General features: G+C 43.3%; 17 protein-coding genes and 1 other annotated feature. Of the genes, 3 read left to right on the forward strand and 14 right to left on the reverse strand.

What is annotated here, in order from left to right; genetic code table 11:
• Positions 1–56: 56 nt before the first annotated feature.
• Both NYR53_RS21000 and NYR53_RS21005 read right to left on the reverse strand, forming a co-directional pair.
• Positions 57–1,712 carry a stalk domain-containing protein gene (locus NYR53_RS21000; RefSeq protein ID WP_261301144.1) on the reverse strand — a complete coding sequence of 552 codons (1,656 nt, stop codon included), beginning with the start codon at positions 1,710–1,712 and terminating at the stop codon, positions 57–59.
• A 317-nt stretch (positions 1,713–2,029) separates the two neighbouring features.
• The gene (locus tag NYR53_RS21005) at positions 2,030–2,638 is read right to left on the reverse strand and encodes a CPBP family intramembrane glutamic endopeptidase (protein ID WP_261301145.1); all 609 of its coding nucleotides are present in this window, start codon (positions 2,636–2,638) and stop codon (positions 2,030–2,032) included.
• A gap of 91 nt (positions 2,639–2,729) precedes the next feature.
• Between NYR53_RS21005 and NYR53_RS21010 the strand changes: the two genes are divergently transcribed.
• Positions 2,730–3,650, forward strand: a complete 921-nt coding sequence (locus NYR53_RS21010) for a hypothetical protein (protein ID WP_261301146.1) — start codon at positions 2,730–2,732, stop codon at positions 3,648–3,650.
• Positions 3,651–3,686: 36 nt separating this feature from the next.
• Here NYR53_RS21010 and NYR53_RS21015 read toward each other — a convergent pair whose 3' ends face one another.
• Positions 3,687–3,968 (reverse strand): rhodanese-like domain-containing protein, encoded by a 282-nt coding sequence (locus tag NYR53_RS21015; protein WP_261301147.1) that lies wholly within the window; start codon positions 3,966–3,968, stop codon positions 3,687–3,689.
• 268 nt (positions 3,969–4,236) lie between these two features.
• Positions 4,237–4,468: a binding site (T-box leader), on the forward strand.
• A gap of 74 nt (positions 4,469–4,542) precedes the next feature.
• On the opposite strand from NYR53_RS21015, the gene serA reads away from it, so the two are divergent.
• Positions 4,543–6,123, forward strand: coding sequence for a phosphoglycerate dehydrogenase (serA, locus tag NYR53_RS21020; RefSeq protein ID WP_261301148.1), 1,581 nt, complete (start codon positions 4,543–4,545; stop codon positions 6,121–6,123).
• A 137-nt stretch (positions 6,124–6,260) separates the two neighbouring features.
• Here serA and NYR53_RS21025 read toward each other — a convergent pair whose 3' ends face one another.
• From NYR53_RS21025 to NYR53_RS21065, 9 genes are all read right to left on the reverse strand, one after another.
• Complete coding sequence (locus tag NYR53_RS21025) at positions 6,261–8,144, reverse strand: sensor histidine kinase (RefSeq protein ID WP_261301149.1); 1,884 nt, start codon at positions 8,142–8,144, stop codon at positions 6,261–6,263.
• Position 8,145: 1 nt separating this feature from the next.
• Positions 8,146–8,859: a response regulator transcription factor gene (locus NYR53_RS21030; protein WP_029192975.1), complete on the reverse strand. Its 714-nt coding sequence runs from the start codon at positions 8,857–8,859 to the stop codon at positions 8,146–8,148.
• A 37-nt stretch (positions 8,860–8,896) separates the two neighbouring features.
• A complete protein-coding gene (gene ccsA / locus NYR53_RS21035; RefSeq protein WP_290428951.1) occupies positions 8,897–10,153 on the reverse strand; it encodes a cytochrome c biogenesis protein CcsA in 1,257 nt (418 codons plus the stop codon).
• Complete coding sequence (gene resB, locus NYR53_RS21040; protein ID WP_261301150.1) at positions 10,150–11,811, reverse strand: cytochrome c biogenesis protein ResB; 1,662 nt, start codon at positions 11,809–11,811, stop codon at positions 10,150–10,152. Before resB ends, ccsA begins: the two co-directional genes overlap by 4 nt.
• Positions 11,812–11,846: 35 nt before the next feature.
• The gene (locus tag NYR53_RS21045; RefSeq protein WP_261301151.1) at positions 11,847–12,380 is read right to left on the reverse strand and encodes a redoxin domain-containing protein; all 534 of its coding nucleotides are present in this window, start codon (positions 12,378–12,380) and stop codon (positions 11,847–11,849) included.
• A gap of 85 nt (positions 12,381–12,465) precedes the next feature.
• Positions 12,466–13,212, reverse strand: a complete 747-nt coding sequence (locus tag NYR53_RS21050) for a pseudouridine synthase (RefSeq protein ID WP_047674099.1) — start codon at positions 13,210–13,212, stop codon at positions 12,466–12,468.
• Positions 13,213–13,318: 106 nt separating this feature from the next.
• Positions 13,319–13,852, reverse strand: coding sequence for a spore maturation protein (locus tag NYR53_RS21055; protein ID WP_029192970.1), 534 nt, complete (start codon positions 13,850–13,852; stop codon positions 13,319–13,321).
• A gap of 6 nt (positions 13,853–13,858) precedes the next feature.
• On the reverse strand, positions 13,859–14,458 hold the full coding sequence (locus tag NYR53_RS21060; protein ID WP_047674091.1) for a nucleoside recognition domain-containing protein: 600 nt from the start codon (positions 14,456–14,458) through the stop codon (positions 13,859–13,861).
• 103 nt (positions 14,459–14,561) lie between these two features.
• A complete protein-coding gene (locus NYR53_RS21065) occupies positions 14,562–15,755 on the reverse strand; it encodes a D-alanyl-D-alanine carboxypeptidase family protein (RefSeq protein WP_261301152.1) in 1,194 nt (397 codons plus the stop codon).
• 307 nt (positions 15,756–16,062) lie between these two features.
• Between NYR53_RS21065 and NYR53_RS21070 the strand changes: the two genes are divergently transcribed.
• Complete coding sequence (locus NYR53_RS21070; protein ID WP_261301153.1) at positions 16,063–17,358, forward strand: ArsB/NhaD family transporter; 1,296 nt, start codon at positions 16,063–16,065, stop codon at positions 17,356–17,358.
• A gap of 224 nt (positions 17,359–17,582) precedes the next feature.
• Here the strand turns inward: NYR53_RS21070 and ytfJ are convergent, their stop codons facing one another.
• Positions 17,583–18,080: a GerW family sporulation protein gene (gene ytfJ, locus NYR53_RS21075; RefSeq protein ID WP_261301154.1), complete on the reverse strand. Its 498-nt coding sequence runs from the start codon at positions 18,078–18,080 to the stop codon at positions 17,583–17,585.
• Positions 18,081–18,199: 119 nt separating this feature from the next.
• Positions 18,200–18,901, reverse strand: a complete 702-nt coding sequence (locus NYR53_RS21080) for a DUF2953 domain-containing protein (protein ID WP_261301155.1) — start codon at positions 18,899–18,901, stop codon at positions 18,200–18,202.
• Positions 18,902–18,962 lie beyond the last annotated feature (61 nt).

The raw sequence follows: 18,962 nt of genomic DNA on the forward strand, positions 1-18,962 counted from the left end.
GAAAAGAGCCTTGCATTTCCTACACGTCAGGTGTCGGTATGCAGGGCTCTTGTTCATTAATAACTAATATTTACTGTTCTTGTACTTTCCTCGTAGGTCACTTTTGCTCCTAGTGTTTCAGAAAGTAGCCGCACTGGAATCATCGTTGTTTCATGAATAAGCTTAGCAGCAGATTCAGTTGTATACTCAACACCATTCAAACTATACGCATTTCGATTCGTATAGAAGTTAATCGTCTTGTCTTTCTTTTTGTAAATAGCAGCTTTCTGGTTGTCGTCCCATTCAACAGTTGCACCTAGTGCCGCGGCAAGGTCTCTAATGTAAAGGTATGAAGTCCCCTCTTGAATATATGGCTTTTGCTTCATAGGATAAGGAATTAAGTCAAGTAGATACTTGTCCTCATTTAATCCAAATGAAACCATGTGATTGCGGTTTAGCCCGAAATTAGCCATTTGCAGAGTGTAAGCAACAGCATCCTTATGAAGTTTAAGTACACCAACACCTATCCGAGGTTCCGTGCGGAATGTCCATTCTTTCGAATATGGTCTAGTACTTCCATCTTCCATGATTGCTGTCAATTTGATTTTGGCTTTATAGGTTGTATCCAAATCCAATGGTTTCGAAGGCATTATGATCACTTCGGTATCCAGATGATCATCTTTACCCGGCTCATTCTTCAGTAGAGATACAGCCTTACCGCTCTCATCTTTTAACTCCGCCTCATCCAAACTTACCTTCTTTACTCCTGGACCGTTTAAGGAAGCCATGATCGGATAGCCAACTGGATATTCAGCCCCCGCATGCAGACGAATTGGATCCGGAGTCTCATGGCCATCAAAAAGAGTTGGCACATACACATCATTATTACCTGGAGAAACAACAAGTTCTGGTGCAATCCCGTCCGAAAAACCAAATTCGATAACATGATAATCGCCATCTCTAAACACACCGATTTCTACGAGTCCCGGCACCATAAAAGGCGAACGATGGTAGGGGGCATCAAATAGACTATCTATAGCTTCAACTAAGGTTACCCGATTGTAAGCTACATCCTCACTGCTTGAACGCGAGTAACCGATAAATTGTACCCGCTCTCTTAATGACTTGCCGATATAACCAGGTAGCGCTGGGTCCTCATCATGCAAAGAAACAGATGTCCGAATAGGATCGATTTTATTTCGAGATAAGTACTGTGCGTGCTTCTGGGCCGCTGTATTCAGAGCATTGCTGAATTTGACCTTCGACAGCCCCAATTTAGCCCGATAATCATTGATCGCCTGAAGTCCATCCTCCTGCTCTTTGCTCGTTTCAGACGTTAACGAAACCGCATCTTTAATCACTGTAAATTTCCAATTAATATTTATTGGTTGATAACCATTAAAAGAAAGCATTAAACGAGCATTGTAGTTCCCTGGCAGTAAATCAGCTGTTGGACGATATACAAATTTAACAGAAACCGGATCGTAGTTAACATTTAATTCCTTATCGTTTAAATAAAAATGATAGCTTTCTGGCGTTTTTCCTTCACTAAGCTCAAGCGTGACACCAATATCTGGACGTAAGAGCCCAACATCGCCTTGCGGATAAGACAAGGTTCCATAAGATAGGGCATAGGATGGTTTCGCTGACCAAAAGATACTAGACAATAAAACAAATATAATCACAATTAATTTTACATTAAAAATCCATCTTGATGTGTGATTCGCCAACATAATCGCTGCATCCTCCTGTTAAAAAGAAACTGTGATGATAAATAAAAGAAACTATGAATCTATCATAGCTTCTCCGCTTCTTTTACACAACTTAGGTTGATTGTCATATGTTAGTTTTTAAGAATAATATTTAATGCCCCAAACCGTTAAACTAACCACAAGAATAATGAATAACCACAGTAAAGTTAGATAGAATATACGCGTCCACTTTCCTCGCTCAGAGGGATGCACAGCATTACGCGGCGGTAAATATGTATCGTCTTCCTGTACCTCTAGTGGCCTCCGATCAGACCCTAAAGGTGATCTTTCCCCTACACTCATGTGCCCTGTTCTTCCTCCTTGCCGTATCGAAGTATGCAGCCCATTACAAGATCAATAATAAAATGAGCTATGATCGGAGTCCACAAGCTCCCAGTTTGAAGATAAATCCATCCAAGACCATAACTTATACTGAAAACCATTCCTGTCATTAACCAATGCTGCAAATACCGAATATGGATCGCTGCAAACAATATGCTGGTCCAATAAGGACCCCATGCATACTGAATCGCACCTCGAAACAGCACTTCTTCACAGATCGCAACGATGAGAGAAATCAAAGCGATATGCCATACAGGTCGATTCCCGAATAACATCTGATTAATTCCACCGTCATCTGACACTTCCTTGGGCACCCACCTAGAAATCAAAATATCGATCCCGAGGACAAGAAGAGCAAACAAACTTCCCCATATAAGAATCTTCCAGCCCCCTTGAAAGGTGAACATGGAAAGAATCTTATGATTGCTCTGAAAAAACAAGATGATAATACCGATAATAAGCGTAAGCAGCTGAGTTATGTAAAGATTGAGCAATAAAGTTCGGTCATTTAATTCATTCACATCAATTTTCCCGAAGCGAATGTTCTTAAAATCGAATTTTTTCAAGGAAGCAGCCTCATTTCCTCACATATTCCCTTTTATAGCTATTTCCCCTATACTAAGTTAAAAGAAAAAGAGAGAATAAGGAGCTTTAATTATGGATAAACGTCTAACCCGCACTGATTATTTATTCGCCCTCATGTTTATCTTTATGCTTGTTTGTATACTTGGCGCCTTTTTCTACGGTTTAAGAGTCGGCCAGGAGAAATCAGATCAAAAATACGATAAAATATTGCACGCCGACAAGGCTGCCGTTCCGGAAATTGGAGCCTACGACCAACAAGTACTCGTATCTTATTACCATACCATCTTTTTGCCCTTTAGGGAATTTCAGAATAAATGGTTTGAGTTGATGAGTCAAATCGAATTAGGCAACTCTACAGTCGATGCTTCTGCCGTTCTTAAAGAGTTGTACAAGCTTGCTGACGAGAAATATATAGAGTTGCAAAAAAAGAGTATGCCGGCCTCCTCACCGCTGCTTGTGCAGTCTCACCAAGGCTATCTCAAAAGTTTGAAACTTTTTGCTGATACATTAAAAAATTATCAGAGCAAGGCCAACGGACTCACTAGCCCACAATTGCTCGATGTCATTCAGAAGGATGCCTACTTCCTAGAAGCGAAAACACAAGCTTTGACGGCTCAGAAAAATTATTTTGATTCCATTGTTGCTTGGAACGGAACGATCGATCACGATATTGAAAATTTCGATCCAAACAATAATGCCAATTTGGATCAATGGCGTGCGATGAACATTAACGTCAAGAATCATTACATAACAGCAAAATTACTTAAAAATAAAGCATTTGCCCCTTTTTACCCCCAGGATTTGACGATACGTATTGATGAATTCATTGCCTCAGGTCAAGCTAAGAAAATGAACGTGAACGATGTCAATCAAACGATGGATCTACTGCTAAGTACAAATGCCGTTCGTCCTGGAGACTTTGTCAAAGGGAAATCAAAGTGGTATGCCAATGAGTTGTTACCACAGCTACCATTTTTCTCAGATGTGAATTGAATCAAAGCCGGGCGCAGATGCGCTCGGCTTTTGATTTTAATCATATTGGAAACCTCGAAGCATGGCGACAGCTGCCATCCCTCCATCAACATTAATGACACGATCAAAACCGTTCGCAAGCAAATATTCAGCAACGCGATAACTGCGCACACCATGTGCACATACGAGATAAATATCCCGATCATCCGGCAGTTCACCCATCCGATGTGGGATTTGCTGCATCGGGATAAGCTGTGCTTCTTCCAGATGATAAAACTCCCATTCATGAAGTTCCCTTACGTCGATAATAAGGCTATCTTTCAGTTCCTGCTGTTCCAATGCTTCAAGGAATTTATTTGGATGAATACTCGTTATGTCGATGACGGCACTTCCTTCCTTACTTGCTGTTTAACGAGTACAATAGCGAAAATCGGGCTAAAATACAAGTGAAATAGCATTGCTTTCTAAGCGTCCTTGCTTTAAAATAAACGAAAAGCTTTGGAAAATCAGTCATTCATATTTCAATTATGACTTTCATGTGAAATTGATTCGACATGTATTGACACGATTTCAAACGCATGTTAATCTTATGAAAATTCTATATCACAGCACAGCGTTGACGGAGCCAAGCAAGTAAAGTAGCTTTCAGAGAACCGATGGTAGGTGCGAATCGGTAGCGAACATTTTGCGGAGCACTCCAGAGTTATTGCATTGAATGAAGTAGATGCAATCGGAATAGGAACACGTTACAGTTCCAGGTCGCAAGACCAATTGAGGCTACCCATGTGAATGGGCAGCGAACTAGGGTGGTACCACGAAAGCAATCTCTCGTCCCTTTGGCTACAGACATACGTGTCTGTACCCGAGGGGTTGGGAGTTTTTTTATGTTCATATTCTAAGGAGGGTTCGAATTATGTACAAAGTTCTAGTATCCGATCCAATTAGTGACATGGGAATTCAAATGCTTTACGATGCAGACGATGTTGAAGTGGTTAAGCAATCTGGTTTATCCGAAGATGAGCTCATTGCCATCATTGGTGAATATGATGCGCTTCTAGTTCGCAGCCAAACGAAAGTAACTGAGAAAATCATGAATGCCGGAACGAAGCTTAAAGTTATTGGCCGCGCAGGTGTTGGTGTAGACAATATTGATTTGGAAGCAGCAACAAAACGCGGTATTATCGTCATCAACGCACCGGACGGAAATACGATTGCTACTTGTGAGCTTACATTTGCCATGATGATGTCAACAGCACGTATGATCCCGCAAGCCTACAAGAAAACAGTTGGCGGTGAATGGGATCGTAAATTTATCGGTGTTGAGCTTCGTAACAAAACGCTTGGTATTCTCGGTATGGGACGTATCGGCAGCGAAGTAGCCAAACGTGCTAAAGTATTTGGTATGGAAGTCATCGGGTATGACCCTTTCTTGACAGAAGAACGCGCTGAGAAAATTGGCGTAAAGCTTGGTACAGTTAATGAAATTGTTGCAAAAGCAGATTTTATCACGGTTCATACGCCACTAACGCCAGAAACGCGCCACCTGATCTCTAAACCGCAATTCGACATTATGAAAAAGGGTATGCGCCTTATCAACTGTGCACGCGGCGGTATTATTGATGAAATGGCAATGGTTGAAGCGATTGATCAAGGAATTGTAGCCGGAGCTGCATTCGACGTATTCGAAGTAGAGCCACCACAAAAGGATCACCCATTCTTGAACAACCCTAAAATCATTGTAACCCCACATCTTGGTGCTTCTACAATTGAAGCTCAAGAAAACGTAGCGATTGACGTTTCTGAAGAAGTCCTTCATATCCTGCGTAATGAACCTTTCAAAAATGCAGTTAACTTACCGCCAGTACCAGCTAATGTATTGAATAAACTTCAACCTTACTTTGGACTCGGCGAAAAAATCGGCTCCATTCTTGGTCAAATCGCACAAGGCGCTGTTTATGAAATTGTTGTAAACTATGCGGGTGATTTGATTGATGTAGATACAAGTCAATTAACACGTTACATCGTAAAAGGTGTGTTCGAGAACCAACTAGAGTCTATTAATATCGTGAATGCCATGCACTTGGCTAAATCACGCGATGTGAATATCGTTGTTCAAACATCAAACACATCCAACAGCTTTACAAATCTAGTTACAGTTACTGTAAAAACGAAGCAAGAAGAGAAAACACTTGCTGGTACTTTACTTGCAGGCTATGGAGAACGAATCGTTCGTATCGATCAATATCCGGTTGATTTCGCAGCAGAAGGCAACCTGTTGTTGATTTCCCACAACGACAAACCAGGTATTATCGGCCGTGTTGGTACACTTCTAGGTAGCAATAATGTGAACATCGCAACGATGCAAGTAGGTCGTAAAGTCATTGGTGGATCAGCGATCATGGTCCTTACTATTGATAAATCAGCTCCTGCTGAAGTGCTGGCTGACCTTACAAATCAAGCAGAAATCGTGAATGTACGTGCGCTTACGGTATAACCTAATAGCGTTTAAGTAACAAAGTGTTTCACGAACAACAAGATTTTGTCTGAATATTCTACAAATTAAAAGGCGTTTGCTGTGAGTTTTCTCAGCAAACGCCTCTTCTTATGTCGAATTACGTTATTTATAGCTTATTAAGGCTCACATGGTAAAAGCAAAGTAAAAGTCGTTCCATGTCCCAAAGTACTTTGTACAGTCACGCTGCCGTGATGCGCATCTATGATATTTTTAACGATGGCAAGTCCAAGCCCTGTACCACCCGATGAACCGCGCGTTCGGGCTTTATCCGCCTTGTAGAAGCGTTCAAATATGAACGGCAGGTCGTCGGCAGGAATCCCCTGCCCCTCGTCGGAGACCTCAATGCGGATCGCCGGCCGATCCTTGTAGACGGCGGTCTCTGCCTTAATGGCAATACGTGCCCCAGAGGCCGTATGCCGAAAAGCATTGTCGAGCAGGTTCGTTAACACCTGCTCAAGCCGATCCTCATCCCCCCGCCCAAGGATGAGGGGCTCCTCAGGCAGCGAAGCGCTTAGCGTGATGCTGCGCTCTTTGGCCAGCACCGCGAATTTGCGGTGCATGCGTCTGACCAGGGAGTCGAATTCGACCTCCCTGTAGACCAACTCGAGATGGCCGGCTTCCATCCGCGCCAGATCGAGCAGGTCACGTACGAGGCGCCCCATGCGGAGCGACTCGTCGTGAATGACCTGCACCAGCTCCATGCGCTCCTCCGGCGTGGAGGGAATGTCATCCAGCAGGGCTTCGCTGTAGCCCTGCAGCATCGAGATCGGCGTACGCAGCTCGTGCGACACGTTCGCCACGAAATCCTTGCGCAGCTTATCGAGGCGCTCCTCCTCTGTGACATTACGGAGTACAGCCACGGCGCCGCGCACCTGATCGCTCGTGTACAACGGTGTCATCGCGACGGACCACACACCGTTTTGCACGTGAAGCTTCGTGGCTGCTTCCGAGGATTCGTCAACCACCGCTTCAAACAACGGAATCAGCGGCACAGGAATTGGAATCGAGTAAGGATTGCTGTAGCTCATTAATCCCCAATCTCCGAGCGCTGTATCCGGTTTGCGGAAACGCCTAGTCTCCTCATCATCCTCTGACCACTCAATCTTGCTCCACTCTTGCACAATCTTCTCACCTTGCGGATTGGTCAGCATAACAGATCCATTCGCATCGAGCGTAATGACCGCATCGGTCATGCTTCGCAGTATACTGGATAAATGCTCTTTTTCCTGACTAAGGGCTCGTATGCTTTCCTGCATCTTCTCGCCCATGTGGTTGAACGTTTTGGCCAGCTCGCCAATTTCATCCTTGGACAGAATAGGTACACGGGTACCATACTCCCCCATGGTGATGAAATCAGCTGCTTTCTTCAACTGCTGAAGCGGTCTAGTAATTCGAGAAAATAAGAAGAACGCGAAGAAAGTCGTCATAAGGAAGCCGACTATGGATACATAGATAAACAATCTCAACATGTAGGACTGCGTTGCTTCTAACGATTGTAGTGATTGATACAGCAGCGTTGCGCCAACGATGGTGCCTTGAAGATTTCTTAACGGTACGGCAACAACGAGGTACTCAGCCCCTGATTTAATTTTCCCTGTACTGGACTTATTGACTTGTTTGTCCTTCGTCTGTCCTGCGAATACTTGTTTGAGCTCCGCTTCTGTGAAAAAATCAGTTACATGGAAACTGGCTAAATTACTTCCTTGAGTCGAAGGAATAACCATTTCCTTCATATCGGTGAAGATCACCAGCATTTTAGCATCTTGAAAGCTTAACAGTTCATTACTCAATTGATAAAACTGCTCATCATACATGTGATTCGAAGCTTCTTCCGAGAATTTGGTGGCCATATTCTTCATGTTTTTCGTTTGATCATTCGCTTGAGCAAAATAATTTTCCATGTAATTGACAAGAAAAAAACCTAGTATGAGCAGAACAACCCCAACTAGGCCAATAATCGTTAACCAGAGCTTACCTACGACACTTCTGAAAATAAACACGTTATTTGGGCACCTCTAGCTTATAGCCTACTCCCCATACGGTCGTGATCATTGCCGCAGCATCCGGGGATACTTTGTTTAATTTTTCACGGAGTCTTTTTACATGAGTATCTACAGTACGCAGGTCTCCAAAAAATTCATAGTTCCAAACATCCTTAAGCAGTTCCTCACGTGAGAACACTTTATCCGGAGATACGGCCAAATAATGCAGCAGCTCATATTCTTTCGGAGTCAACGCTACTTCCTGTCCTCCAGCGGTTACCCGATGCGCATCATGTTCGATAATGAGGTTAGGAAATACAATATTGTTGCTCGAACTCGCATCCTTGGACAAGTACGCTGTCGCCGAAGAACGACGCAGAATTGCTTTAACCCGGTAGATGACTTCTCGCGGTGAGAAAGGTTTGACGACATAATCATCTGCACCAACTTCAAATCCACTCACTCGGTTCGTCTCTTCGCCCTTGGCTGTCAGCATAATGACAGGGGTTGACTTCACTTGACGAAGCCGTGCGCAAACTTCAATCCCATCAATACCAGGCAGCATCACATCTAGCAGCACTAAGTCATAGTCCGTTTCTGTGGCCATCCGCAGCGCGGTCTCACCGTCTTCTGCTTCTTCAATGATATAGCCCTCTTTTTCCAAATACATTCTGAGTAAACGACGAATTCGTTCCTCATCATCAACAACGAGTATGCTAGCTTTCATTTCCATGGAGCTTCACATCCTTATCTAATTAAGTTCGAATGATTTATACACCTGCATAGGAGTGAAGACCTGCAATAACAAGGTTCACACCAACTAATGTAAACATAACTACAATAAATCCAATAACAGTCAACCAAGCTGATTTCTTACCTTGCCAGCCCTTGGAGAGACGAAGATGCAAGAACACCGCATAGAACAACCACGTAATTAAGGCCCACACTTCTTTGGGATCCCAACCCCAGAAACGGCCCCATGCTTCTTGAGCCCAAATCATCGCAAAAATCAATGCGCCTAATGTGAAAATCGGATAGCCGATCGCAATGGCACGATAGCTGATTTCATCCAGATCCTCCGGGTCCATTCCTTTGACGATGGGTCCAATCGCTGCTCCTATTGGCTTACGTGCAACAACACGTGCGAGTCCATAGAGCAGAAGACCTCCAAGAATCGACCAAATGACCGTATTCAACTTACGTCCTGCACTTGCACCTTCCATCCAAGATGGAGCTGTGAATAAAGGTTCCGTCATGCCCAAGAAAGGCTTCATTTCATCAACCTTCGTATCATAAGGCTTCACAATTGGAGGCAATACATACGTTTCTTTGTGAATACTCGTTTCTTGTTGACCTTGTGCATTGGTCGTGACTTCGCTTGAGAAAACGGCTTTATAGCCAGAACCATTAAATGTAAAGATGGAAGCAATGAAGGCGATTAACATCAGAATGAAAAAGATGGTAAGCTCCACACCTCTTTGCTCACGCTTATCCACTTTGGATGTTCCTTTGTAATCTACAGCACGAAGCAGATACATCAGTCCCCCGGCAAAGCCGACTCCGAAGAACGCTTCTCCCGTAGCTGCAGTTGTTACGTGGATCTTGAGCCAGTAACTTTGCAAGGCCGGTATTAAGGGTTGTACTTCACTCGGGAAAACAGAAGCATAAGCAATAATGATAAAGCCAATGGGTAATGCGAAAACACCAAGGACTGGTGTGCGATAAATGAGATACACGATCAAGAAGGCAAACATGATCATCATACCTAGAAAGGTCATGAATTCGTACATATTCGATGTCGGAATATGATTACCTTCTGCCCATCTGGTAAAAAAGAAAGTCACGTGACACGCAAATCCAACTAGTGAAGCTATGAAAGCAACAAATCCCCATCGCTTCGTATGTTGTTCAGGGTCCCGGTTACTCCATTTCCTACCCGTTATCGAGAGGACAAATAATAGAAATGCAATGAGGTAAACGAAAAAAGCTATAAGTAAAAAGGTGCTGCTCAGTGAGTTCACATTCACCCCTGGTCCCCTCCAATATCTAATGATTTCGGTGAAACTTCCAAATTGTTCTTTTTAAGTGCTGCTGCTACTTCATTCCGAAGTCCAAACCAGTTCTTATTCGTATGTCCACCAAGAGTTAACTTCCCGCTGTCAATTCGAATCCAGATCCGGCGATGCTGCCAATAGAAGCCCATAATCACACCAATCATGAATATCGCAGATCCTACCCAGATATAAGGCATAGCCTTGTCTACACGAATGTTCAGATAGGTTGTGTAATTGGCAAATTGAACACCTTCCATGGAGCCGACAGCTAGTTTCAGTTTTTGGCTTATGGGGCCGTTAATTGTATCTTGAGAGAACGCTTCTTTATCTATTTGTCTTGGGAAGTACAGGTAAGGTACGCCGTTTGCTGCTAGATCGGGACCTGTGATGCTAAATATAAATGCAGGTGCTTTGGGCTCATTCGACTTGCTGATGGGCTGTCCCTTTTCAAGACCAAACTCGGGGAAATACCCTTTCAGCGTCAGCTTGTAAGGACCTGCTTGATATTCATCTTTAGGATTATTCATCGGCAATTCAAAACTTCCATAAGACTCACCCGTTGCAGGATTGCTAAGTGTGGGCTTCACGGAGATTAGCATTGGAGTAGACTTATAATCAAATTGATAAGCTTGAAGCCCTTTGTAATCAAGCGGATGATTCACGATGATATTCTCTTTGTGCACTTCGGTTAGCACCGGTTCTTTGGATGAGTCGTCACAATCCGCGGAACAATGATACAAAACTGCCTGAGTTTCATAGGTTTTCGGGACAATTTGTCCTTTAGCCTTAATACTTTCTGGCAAATCTTTCTCGTCGTACAGCTCCAACGTGAACTTTTCATTTTTGATGAAATAAGAAGTGTGAGGGATTTGCTTGGTTTCCCCTTCCAGAATACCCATGTACTCATCCATATGCCAACCTGGAATGCTTCTCATTAATACACCGATCAGAAAAATAATGAGACCAATATGATTGATATAAGGGCCCCAGCGGCTAAAACGGTATTTCTCAGCTAAAAGGGCTGTTCCATCTGTATGTACACGGTAATTTTTTTTACGCAAATGATCACCGAGCTTCTTTGTCCATGCTTCCTCATCCGTACCCGGCGGCAATTCGGCAACAAGGGTTACTTTCTGTCTCGTGAGAAAATTCAAATGCTTGCGGATTTGCTGCTTAGATAGCGCGCGATATAAGGGCAGAACCCGATCCAAACTACAAATGACTAAAGATGTTCCTATCATGAATAACAGTGTTATGAACCACCAAGAACTAAACGTGTGAGAGAAGCCTAGAAAGTGATAAATGGTCCCAAGTGTCCCATAGTTTTGCGAGTAATACTGAGCCGGATCCATATCTAAGAACGTATTTTCTTGTGGAAAAATAGTACCTACAGCAGATGCGACGACCGTCCAAATAATGATCCATACCGCTATTTTAACCGAGGAAAAGAAATTCCAGACTTTATCTAGCAAAGTAGGGTTCGATTTCTGAGAACGACGGGCCATACCGTCGTACCGCATTTCTAGTATATCTCTGCCCTCCGTGTCAATCAGCGGGTTACCACAAGATTCACAAAGCGTAGTGCCTGTGGGATTCTGATGCCCGCAATCGCATTTGGTGTTGTAGAACATGATGACCTCCTGAAAACTTTAAGCATTCGTTCATTTTAAGATTTGTTAACTAACTTTGCGATCGATTCATCGATAAAAGTCTCAGTCATTTGGCCGATTTTTTTGATGCTTACTTTGCCGTCTGTTCCAATAAAGAAGGTGGTCGGATAATCCATGACACCGTACTGCTTTCGTACGACTTCTTTGGCATCCAAAAGCACGGGCATATTCAACTTATATTGATCCATGAAGCTTTGAACCGTTACTTTATTCTTATCAACGTTGACCTCTAAGAAAACCACGCCTTCTTTGCTCCATTTCTCATATTGCTTTTGGAGAGCAGGCATTTCTTCTTTGCACGGCGGACAAAAGGTTCCCCAGAAATTAACCAAAACCGGTTTGCCTTTATAATCCGATAATTCATGCGTTTTACCATCTAATCCAACTAAGGAGAAATTCGTCGCTTTGTCGCCTTGTTGCGGATACTTCTTGCTGTCAGAAGCCGATAAATTGGTAATAATGGTAAATACGCCAATAATAAGCACGACCGCAAAAATCCCAATCTGCACCCATTTCTTATTTGGACCCACGTATAATCACCTTCGCTTTTTTTAACAATGTTAGTTTTTTCACATAGGTATATACCTTATATTATAACGAAAAGAAGGCCAATTCTTATTGGCCTTTTTGAACGTTATGTGTCTTGAGAGCCTCGTTCCTAAGCTCCTCAACCTCTTTTGGCGTCAAGTGACGATACTTGGCTCTAGGCAAGCCCGTTAAAAAGATTGGACCGAATTTAATCCGCTTTAATTTGATCACAGGAAAGGAAATGGCCTCGAACATACGTCTGACTTGTCGATTCCTACCTTCGTAGATCGTAATTTGAATAATGGACTCATTCTTCTCCATATTTACATCCGCATATTCAACTTCAGCCGGAGCCGTCATGCCATCCTCTAACTGTATACCCGTTTTTAGCTTGTCTAATAACGTTCCGTGCGGTACCCCTTTGACTGTGGCTTGATAGGTTTTGGGCACATGATGTTTGGGATGCGTGAGTAAATGGGCAAATTCACCGTCATTCGTCAGAAGGAGCAACCCTTCCGTATCATAATCCAATCGTCCGACTGGATAAACGCGTTCTCTAATCCCAGGCAAGAAGTCCGTGACCACTTTACGTCCCTCTGGGTCCGTAGCACTTGTAATAACACCTTTGGGCTTATTCAAAATCACATAGATCTTCTTTTGTTGACCAATAGCACGTCCATCAACTCTAATTTCATCTTCTTCCGTGTTTACTTTCACGCCAAGCGTGGTGACGACTTCACCATTCACTTGAACACGTCCCGCTGTGATAATTTCCTCACATTTCCGACGGGATGCGATCCCCGCTTCGGCTAATACTTTTTGCAGTCTTTCCATGATCCGCTTTCACCTCAAGCTAATGATAACGGAGTTCTATGTAAATCTCAAGAGCGAAGACATATTGAGACTGTGATTCGGTAGCAAGGCACATGAAGTAATCATTCTAAGTGAATACCAAAAAGCAGATGATGATGGAAGCTACAAAACCGACTAAGTCAGAAATAAGTCCTACTTTTAACGCATAACCAGCCTTCCGAATACCGATAGCGCCGAAATATACCGTAATCACATATAAAGTCGTATCCGTACTCCCTTGAACCGTAGAAGCAATGCGGCCAATCATAGAATCTGGGCCAAACTGCTCAATAAGATCCGTTGTAAAAGCGAGCGAACCCGCTCCAGTAATCGGACGCAGAATGGCCAATGGCAGCACTTCGGTTGGAACGCCGATGCTTTCAAAGAATGGACGCATCCAGCCAATTAATAAATCCATCGCACCGGAGGCGCGGAAGACTGATATGGCTACCATCATGCCGACTAGATGGGGGATGATCTTGATAGCTGTATCAAAGCCCTCTTTTGCTCCGTCAACAAACGATTCATAAACCGGCACCTTTCGATAGGCCGCGTATAAAGGAATGAAGACGATCATGATTGGGATTGCCCATGCAGAGATAAGCGAAACGAAGGCATACATTCGTAATCATCCTTTCAAAGGAGGGATGGGGGAGCGTGACCTTCGATACCATCGATCCACAAAAATAGCTGCAGCTGTCGAAATGATAGTGGCAATGAGCGTTGTGCCGACGATTTCCGCAGGATTTAAAGAATTGTAATTCATCCGAATGGCGATTAACGTGGTAGGAATCAGAGTAATACTTGATGTGTTAAGCGCTAAAAGGGTACACATAGCCGTGCTAGCCGTGTCTTTATCGGGATTCAACTTCTGCAGCTCCTGCATCGCCTTAATTCCCATGGGGGTAGCTGCGTTCCCAAGACCAAGAATATTGGCACTCATGTTGGACATGATGTAACCGATGGCTGGGTGATTCTTAGGAACACTAGGGAATAAGAAACGAACCGCCGGCTGCAATAATCTCGCAAGTTTGCTTAGAAGACCAGCATCCTCGGCTATCCGCATCATTCCCATCCAAAAGACCAACACACTAATTAATCCAAAGCAGACCGTTACACCACTCTTAGCACCATCGAAAGCGGCTTGTGTGACAGTCTCAATATTCCCATTCAATGCCGCCACGCCGAATCCAACGACAATAAAAAACAGCCAAATCCAATTCACCATATCGTATGGCCTCCTATAAGATTTGCTTTAGCAAAACTAGCATCATAAGCATAAACTTGAGTTTTGCTTTATCAAAACTGGCATCGTAAGATTAAGTTTTAGTTTAATTCGCCCATTGTGATTCCGAGACTGTGAACAGGCTCTGTACTAACAATCTGCAAATATATCCATAGTGTGAAAGCCATGTTTCTTGATAAGCATTACCTTCTTTAAAAGAGAAAGTAGACTTACTGGTCGTTTGCAGTAACGGACTTGTTGAATCATAGATGGGTACGGTTTGAATGGACTTCTGGTTGAGTGTAAATTGCAGCGTCCCTCGTTCTGCTAACCGATATTCCATAGAAGCAGGATCGACTAATGCAACTTTCCGAGTCAGTTGGGCTGCTTCACCTTCAGCTAATGGATAGGAAAACGTCCTCCCCGCGACCCACGGAGTGCCCTCCACGGCATCGCCTTTTTTGACAATCGTTTGTAACGGATAATAATTAAAGCCATATTGGAGTAATCGAGCATGATCCCCCCAATCATCCGGATCATTGAGCGTAACAACGACGAGCTGCTGGCCGCCTCTGGTTGCTGATGAGACCAAGCAGCGCTTAGCAAGCTTCGTATAGCCTGTTTTCACACCGTCAGCTCCTTCAAAGAGAGACAGCATCTTATTTTTATTAAGCCACGAATAATCCCAAGGTTCATTCGGGTTCGGCACTTTCTTGATTTTCGTGGAAACAATGTCTTGAAATACGGGATTTTTTAGCGCATAAGCCGTCAGCTTAGCCATATCATTTGGACTAGAGCGATGACCATCTCCCTCATCGAGACCCGAGGGATTCGTGAAATGCGAATGTTCCATACCGAGCATCTTCGCCTTTTCATTCATCAAATAGACGAAGCCTTCCACGCTTCCTCCTATATGCTCAGCAATAGCGGTAGCTGCATCATTTCCAGAACGCATCATCAGACCATACAGCATGTCGTGCAGACGCATTTCTTCGCCAAGCTTCAGATAAATGGAAGAACCTTCCTTGCCGAACGCATTTTTACTCACTTTGACTTTATCCGTCAATTTACCTTGTTCAATCGCAATGATTGCGGTCATGATTTTGGTCAAGCTGGCTATTCGCATAGGCGTGTCCCCTTTTTCACTGTAGAGGATACGGCCTGACTCCACATCAATAAGGGAAGCACCCACAGCATTCGTACGGATGCCAGGCGGTGCTGCCTCTACTTGTCCAAATGGTGACAAAAGTAAACTGATGATCGCACTCCATAATAGGATAATCCTGACTCTTATCTTCATCGTTTTCCCCCTACGCAAAAGAACTTGTACCTATTTAACTAGACAAAACTTTGTACAAGTATATGCTTATAGAATAGGGATATGTCCAAGTCTTCTTATTTACAAAACAGAAATCAGCCCGTATAATGAAAAATAATTTAATACGGAGATCACCGGAGGAGCCTGCCACTGCAGGCTTCTTTTTGCGTTTTTTGGGGTTCTCCTTGAATTTGGACATAATAATTTCTATTTAGAGTCAGTCAAGCTTAAGCTTGCAAGCGGAGAGACTTTGAGCATAGCTCAAAGATCCCTATTTTAGGAGGAAAACATGTTAACTTGGGTTGCCTTAATTATTTTTATTGTGACTTATGCGCTTATTATTTCTGAGAAAGTCAATCGAGCGGTCATTGCCTTACTCGGTGCTGTGATCATGGTATTTGCCGGTATTCTAGATGTGCACAAAGTGTTTCAACAGTATATCGAATGGGAAACCATCACACTTCTTATTGGGATGATGATTCTCGTTGGAATTACAAATCAAACGGGTGTATTTCAGTTCGTTGCCATCCGCGCCGCGAAAGCTGTGAAGGGGGATCCGTTGCGAATTTTACTCGTACTATCTGTGTTAACGGCTGTTGGTTCCGCCCTATTGGATAATGTGACAACCGTTTTATTGGTCGTTCCTGTCACCATTGCGATTACGCGAATACTTGAAATTAATCCAATCCCTTTCTTGATGTCTGAAATCATTGCTTCCAATATAGGAGGTACAGCTACACTCATTGGAGATCCTCCCAACATCATGATCGGATCTGCCAACCCTCATTTAACCTTTAATGCCTTTTTACTTAATTTAGCGCCTATTACGATCCTTATTTTCGTTGTTACCCTTTTCATGTTGTATTTCATGTATAGAAAGCAACTGCAGCCTAATCCTGCTTTGCAAACTAAACTTTTAGAGCTGAATGAACGCGATTATATCAAGGATAAGCTGCTCATGAAGAAATCTTTACTTATTTTATCACTGACGATTCTCGGATTCATGCTTCATGCCATTATTCATGTTGATGCCGCTGTTATCGCGATAACCGGTGCAATTTTGCTCATGCTTTTAGGTCTTAAGGAACACGATGTCGAAAAAGCCTTTGATTCTATTGAGTGGGTAACGATTTTCTTCTTTGCTGGCCTTTTTAGCTTAGTAGGAGGTTTACAAGAGGTTGGTTTAATTAAAACGATAGCCATGAAAGCTCTAGATGTGACGGAAGGAGACATCACTACAGCTTCATTATTGATTCTCTGGGGTTCAGGTCTTGCATCAGCAACCATTGACAATATTCCCTTTGTTGCTACGATGATCCCTTTAATTAAAGACATGGCTGAGGGACTTGGACTTGCCGTTGATTCGGATCCTATCAATATCCTTTGGTGGTCGCTTGCTTTAGGCGCTTGTTTAGGAGGAAATGGCACAATTATCGGCGCTTCCGCCAATGTTATCGTTGCCGGACTCGCCGCCAAAGAGGGCAAAAGCTTCAGTTATTTGGAATTTCTGAAAGTGGGAGCTCCAATAACCCTTGTGTCTTTGGCATTGGCCCATGTTTATATTTATATCCGTTATCTGCTGTAGAGGAGAAGACAACATACGATGATTCTAGCTATTTGCTGCTGAGGCGAACTTTTCAGACTTATGCGCTGAACACAGGCTGGCTTTTTCCCAAGGGTCTGCCCCCACATGATAAATCAAGCTCCACCGGCTTACAGACATGAATTCATGCTTGACCACGACGCTAATGCGTCTTTATGCACTAAAAAAGCTGTCCCCAAAGGACAGCTCAAACGAAGGCCAATCAGCTACACAATGAAATTTTGATTCTCGATATTAGTTACATTTGTTCCGTTAGTGGCTACAGTGCTGGCAGGTGTCTTGGCTCCCATGCCTTTGATCATGCTTTGAATTCTGTCAACCACTTGCGGAGCGGAGTCAATGAGGCGTTCAAGAATATGTGTTTGGTTGTCAAGCGGAACAACCTTCACACCATTTTTACCTACGACGAGGAAAGCAATAGGTGTAATGGATACCCCGCCGCCGCTACCGCCGCCGAAAGGAAGAGCAACCTTCGCATTCAGCGCATCGCTTCTATTTGCTGAGCCGCCTTCGATTTCAATTTCGGAATCTGTCACGAATTCGCTGCCGCCCGCAGCAAAACCGAAACCTACTTTGGATATTGGCATAATAACACTACCATCAGGGGTCTCGACGGGGTCACCAACAATCGTGTTTACATCGACCATTTCTTTGATATTTTCCATGGCGACTTTCATGAGGCCTTGAATCGGGTGTTCGGACATGATCTTATTCCTCCTTAGAGATTTTTTAGCCAGATAAACTGGCAATAGAAGCACATGCGTCGAAAAGCAAAAATGGTTCATTTGTAGAATGCCCTTAGTGGAATATCGTTATGTACACTTTAAGAAGCCGTTTTAACTCGAGACCTTAACTTCATTGTTTTCAAAACAATTTGAATCCATGTACGAATACCACCTTTTATTTTGGCCGCTCTGCTAATCAAACGTATTCCTGCAACTACGATAAACCATACGCGAATACGTCCTGCAAAACGAAATTCGGTTGAAAATTGTTTCTCATTATATTGCGGTATAACATCGATTTGCGGTTTTGCCGTTAAGTTCACATAGCGAATGGAAAAGCCAAGCAGCGAAGATTTGATTCCCCATATTGCCCCTGTTGTAATCGCTGTTTCAGGAGCATCACCTACGCCTATACGAGTTATCCATTTTAAATCGGTACACTCGACTTTCGCCAATGTCTGCTTCATCCAATCATAGAAGTTTAATGTATGTACTAGTGCTTCCTTTGCTTCTTTGAATGCGTTGATTATTTTATCTTTCGTAATATGATCCTTGCTTTCATCTTTAAGTTTGGAACTGGATTTGGTGATTATTTCCGATTTAACCATAATCCCCTTCGTAAAGCCTTTGAATTGTATGATTGGAATGACGTAACGATAGCGTATAAGCCCGAATAACGCCCGCATTTCCACTGATAATGTATCATTGTCTTTCACTCTAGAGAAGTTGAATTCACCGCGAATGAAACTAAATAAGAAACCAATGATCACAAAAATGATTATTAGTAATACTATCCCCACCCACAACAACTTGGAATCCCTCCTAATATAGGGATCTTTGAGCGTAGCTCAAAGTCTCACC

Origin of the sequence: Paenibacillus andongensis (assembly GCF_025369935.1) — a bacterium.
Classification (GTDB): Bacteria; Bacillota; Bacilli; order Paenibacillales; family NBRC-103111; genus Paenibacillus_E; species Paenibacillus_E andongensis.

Bases quoted from the DNA above. Each gene is read 5' to 3' on its own strand.
- NYR53_RS21010 (WP_261301146.1), top strand. From the start codon at position 2,730: ATGGATAAACGTCTAACCCGCACTGATTATTTATTCGCCCTCATGTTT.
- NYR53_RS21060 (WP_047674091.1), bottom strand. From the start codon at position 14,458: ATGGTGAATTGGATTTGGCTGTTTTTTATTGTCGTTGGATTCGGCGTG.
- NYR53_RS21050 (WP_047674099.1), bottom strand. From the start codon at position 13,212: ATGGAAAGACTGCAAAAAGTATTAGCCGAAGCGGGGATCGCATCCCGT.
- serA (WP_261301148.1), top strand. From the start codon at position 4,543: ATGTACAAAGTTCTAGTATCCGATCCAATTAGTGACATGGGAATTCAA.
- NYR53_RS21065 (WP_261301152.1), bottom strand. From the start codon at position 15,755: ATGAAGATAAGAGTCAGGATTATCCTATTATGGAGTGCGATCATCAGT.
- NYR53_RS21030 (WP_029192975.1), bottom strand. From the start codon at position 8,859: ATGGAAATGAAAGCTAGCATACTCGTTGTTGATGATGAGGAACGAATT.
- NYR53_RS21055 (WP_029192970.1), bottom strand. From the start codon at position 13,852: ATGTATGCCTTCGTTTCGCTTATCTCTGCATGGGCAATCCCAATCATG.
- resB (WP_261301150.1), bottom strand. From the start codon at position 11,811: ATGTTCTACAACACCAAATGCGATTGCGGGCATCAGAATCCCACAGGC.
- NYR53_RS21000 (WP_261301144.1), bottom strand. From the start codon at position 1,712: ATGTTGGCGAATCACACATCAAGATGGATTTTTAATGTAAAATTAATT.
- ytfJ (WP_261301154.1), bottom strand. From the start codon at position 18,080: ATGTCCGAACACCCGATTCAAGGCCTCATGAAAGTCGCCATGGAAAAT.
- NYR53_RS21070 (WP_261301153.1), top strand. From the start codon at position 16,063: ATGTTAACTTGGGTTGCCTTAATTATTTTTATTGTGACTTATGCGCTT.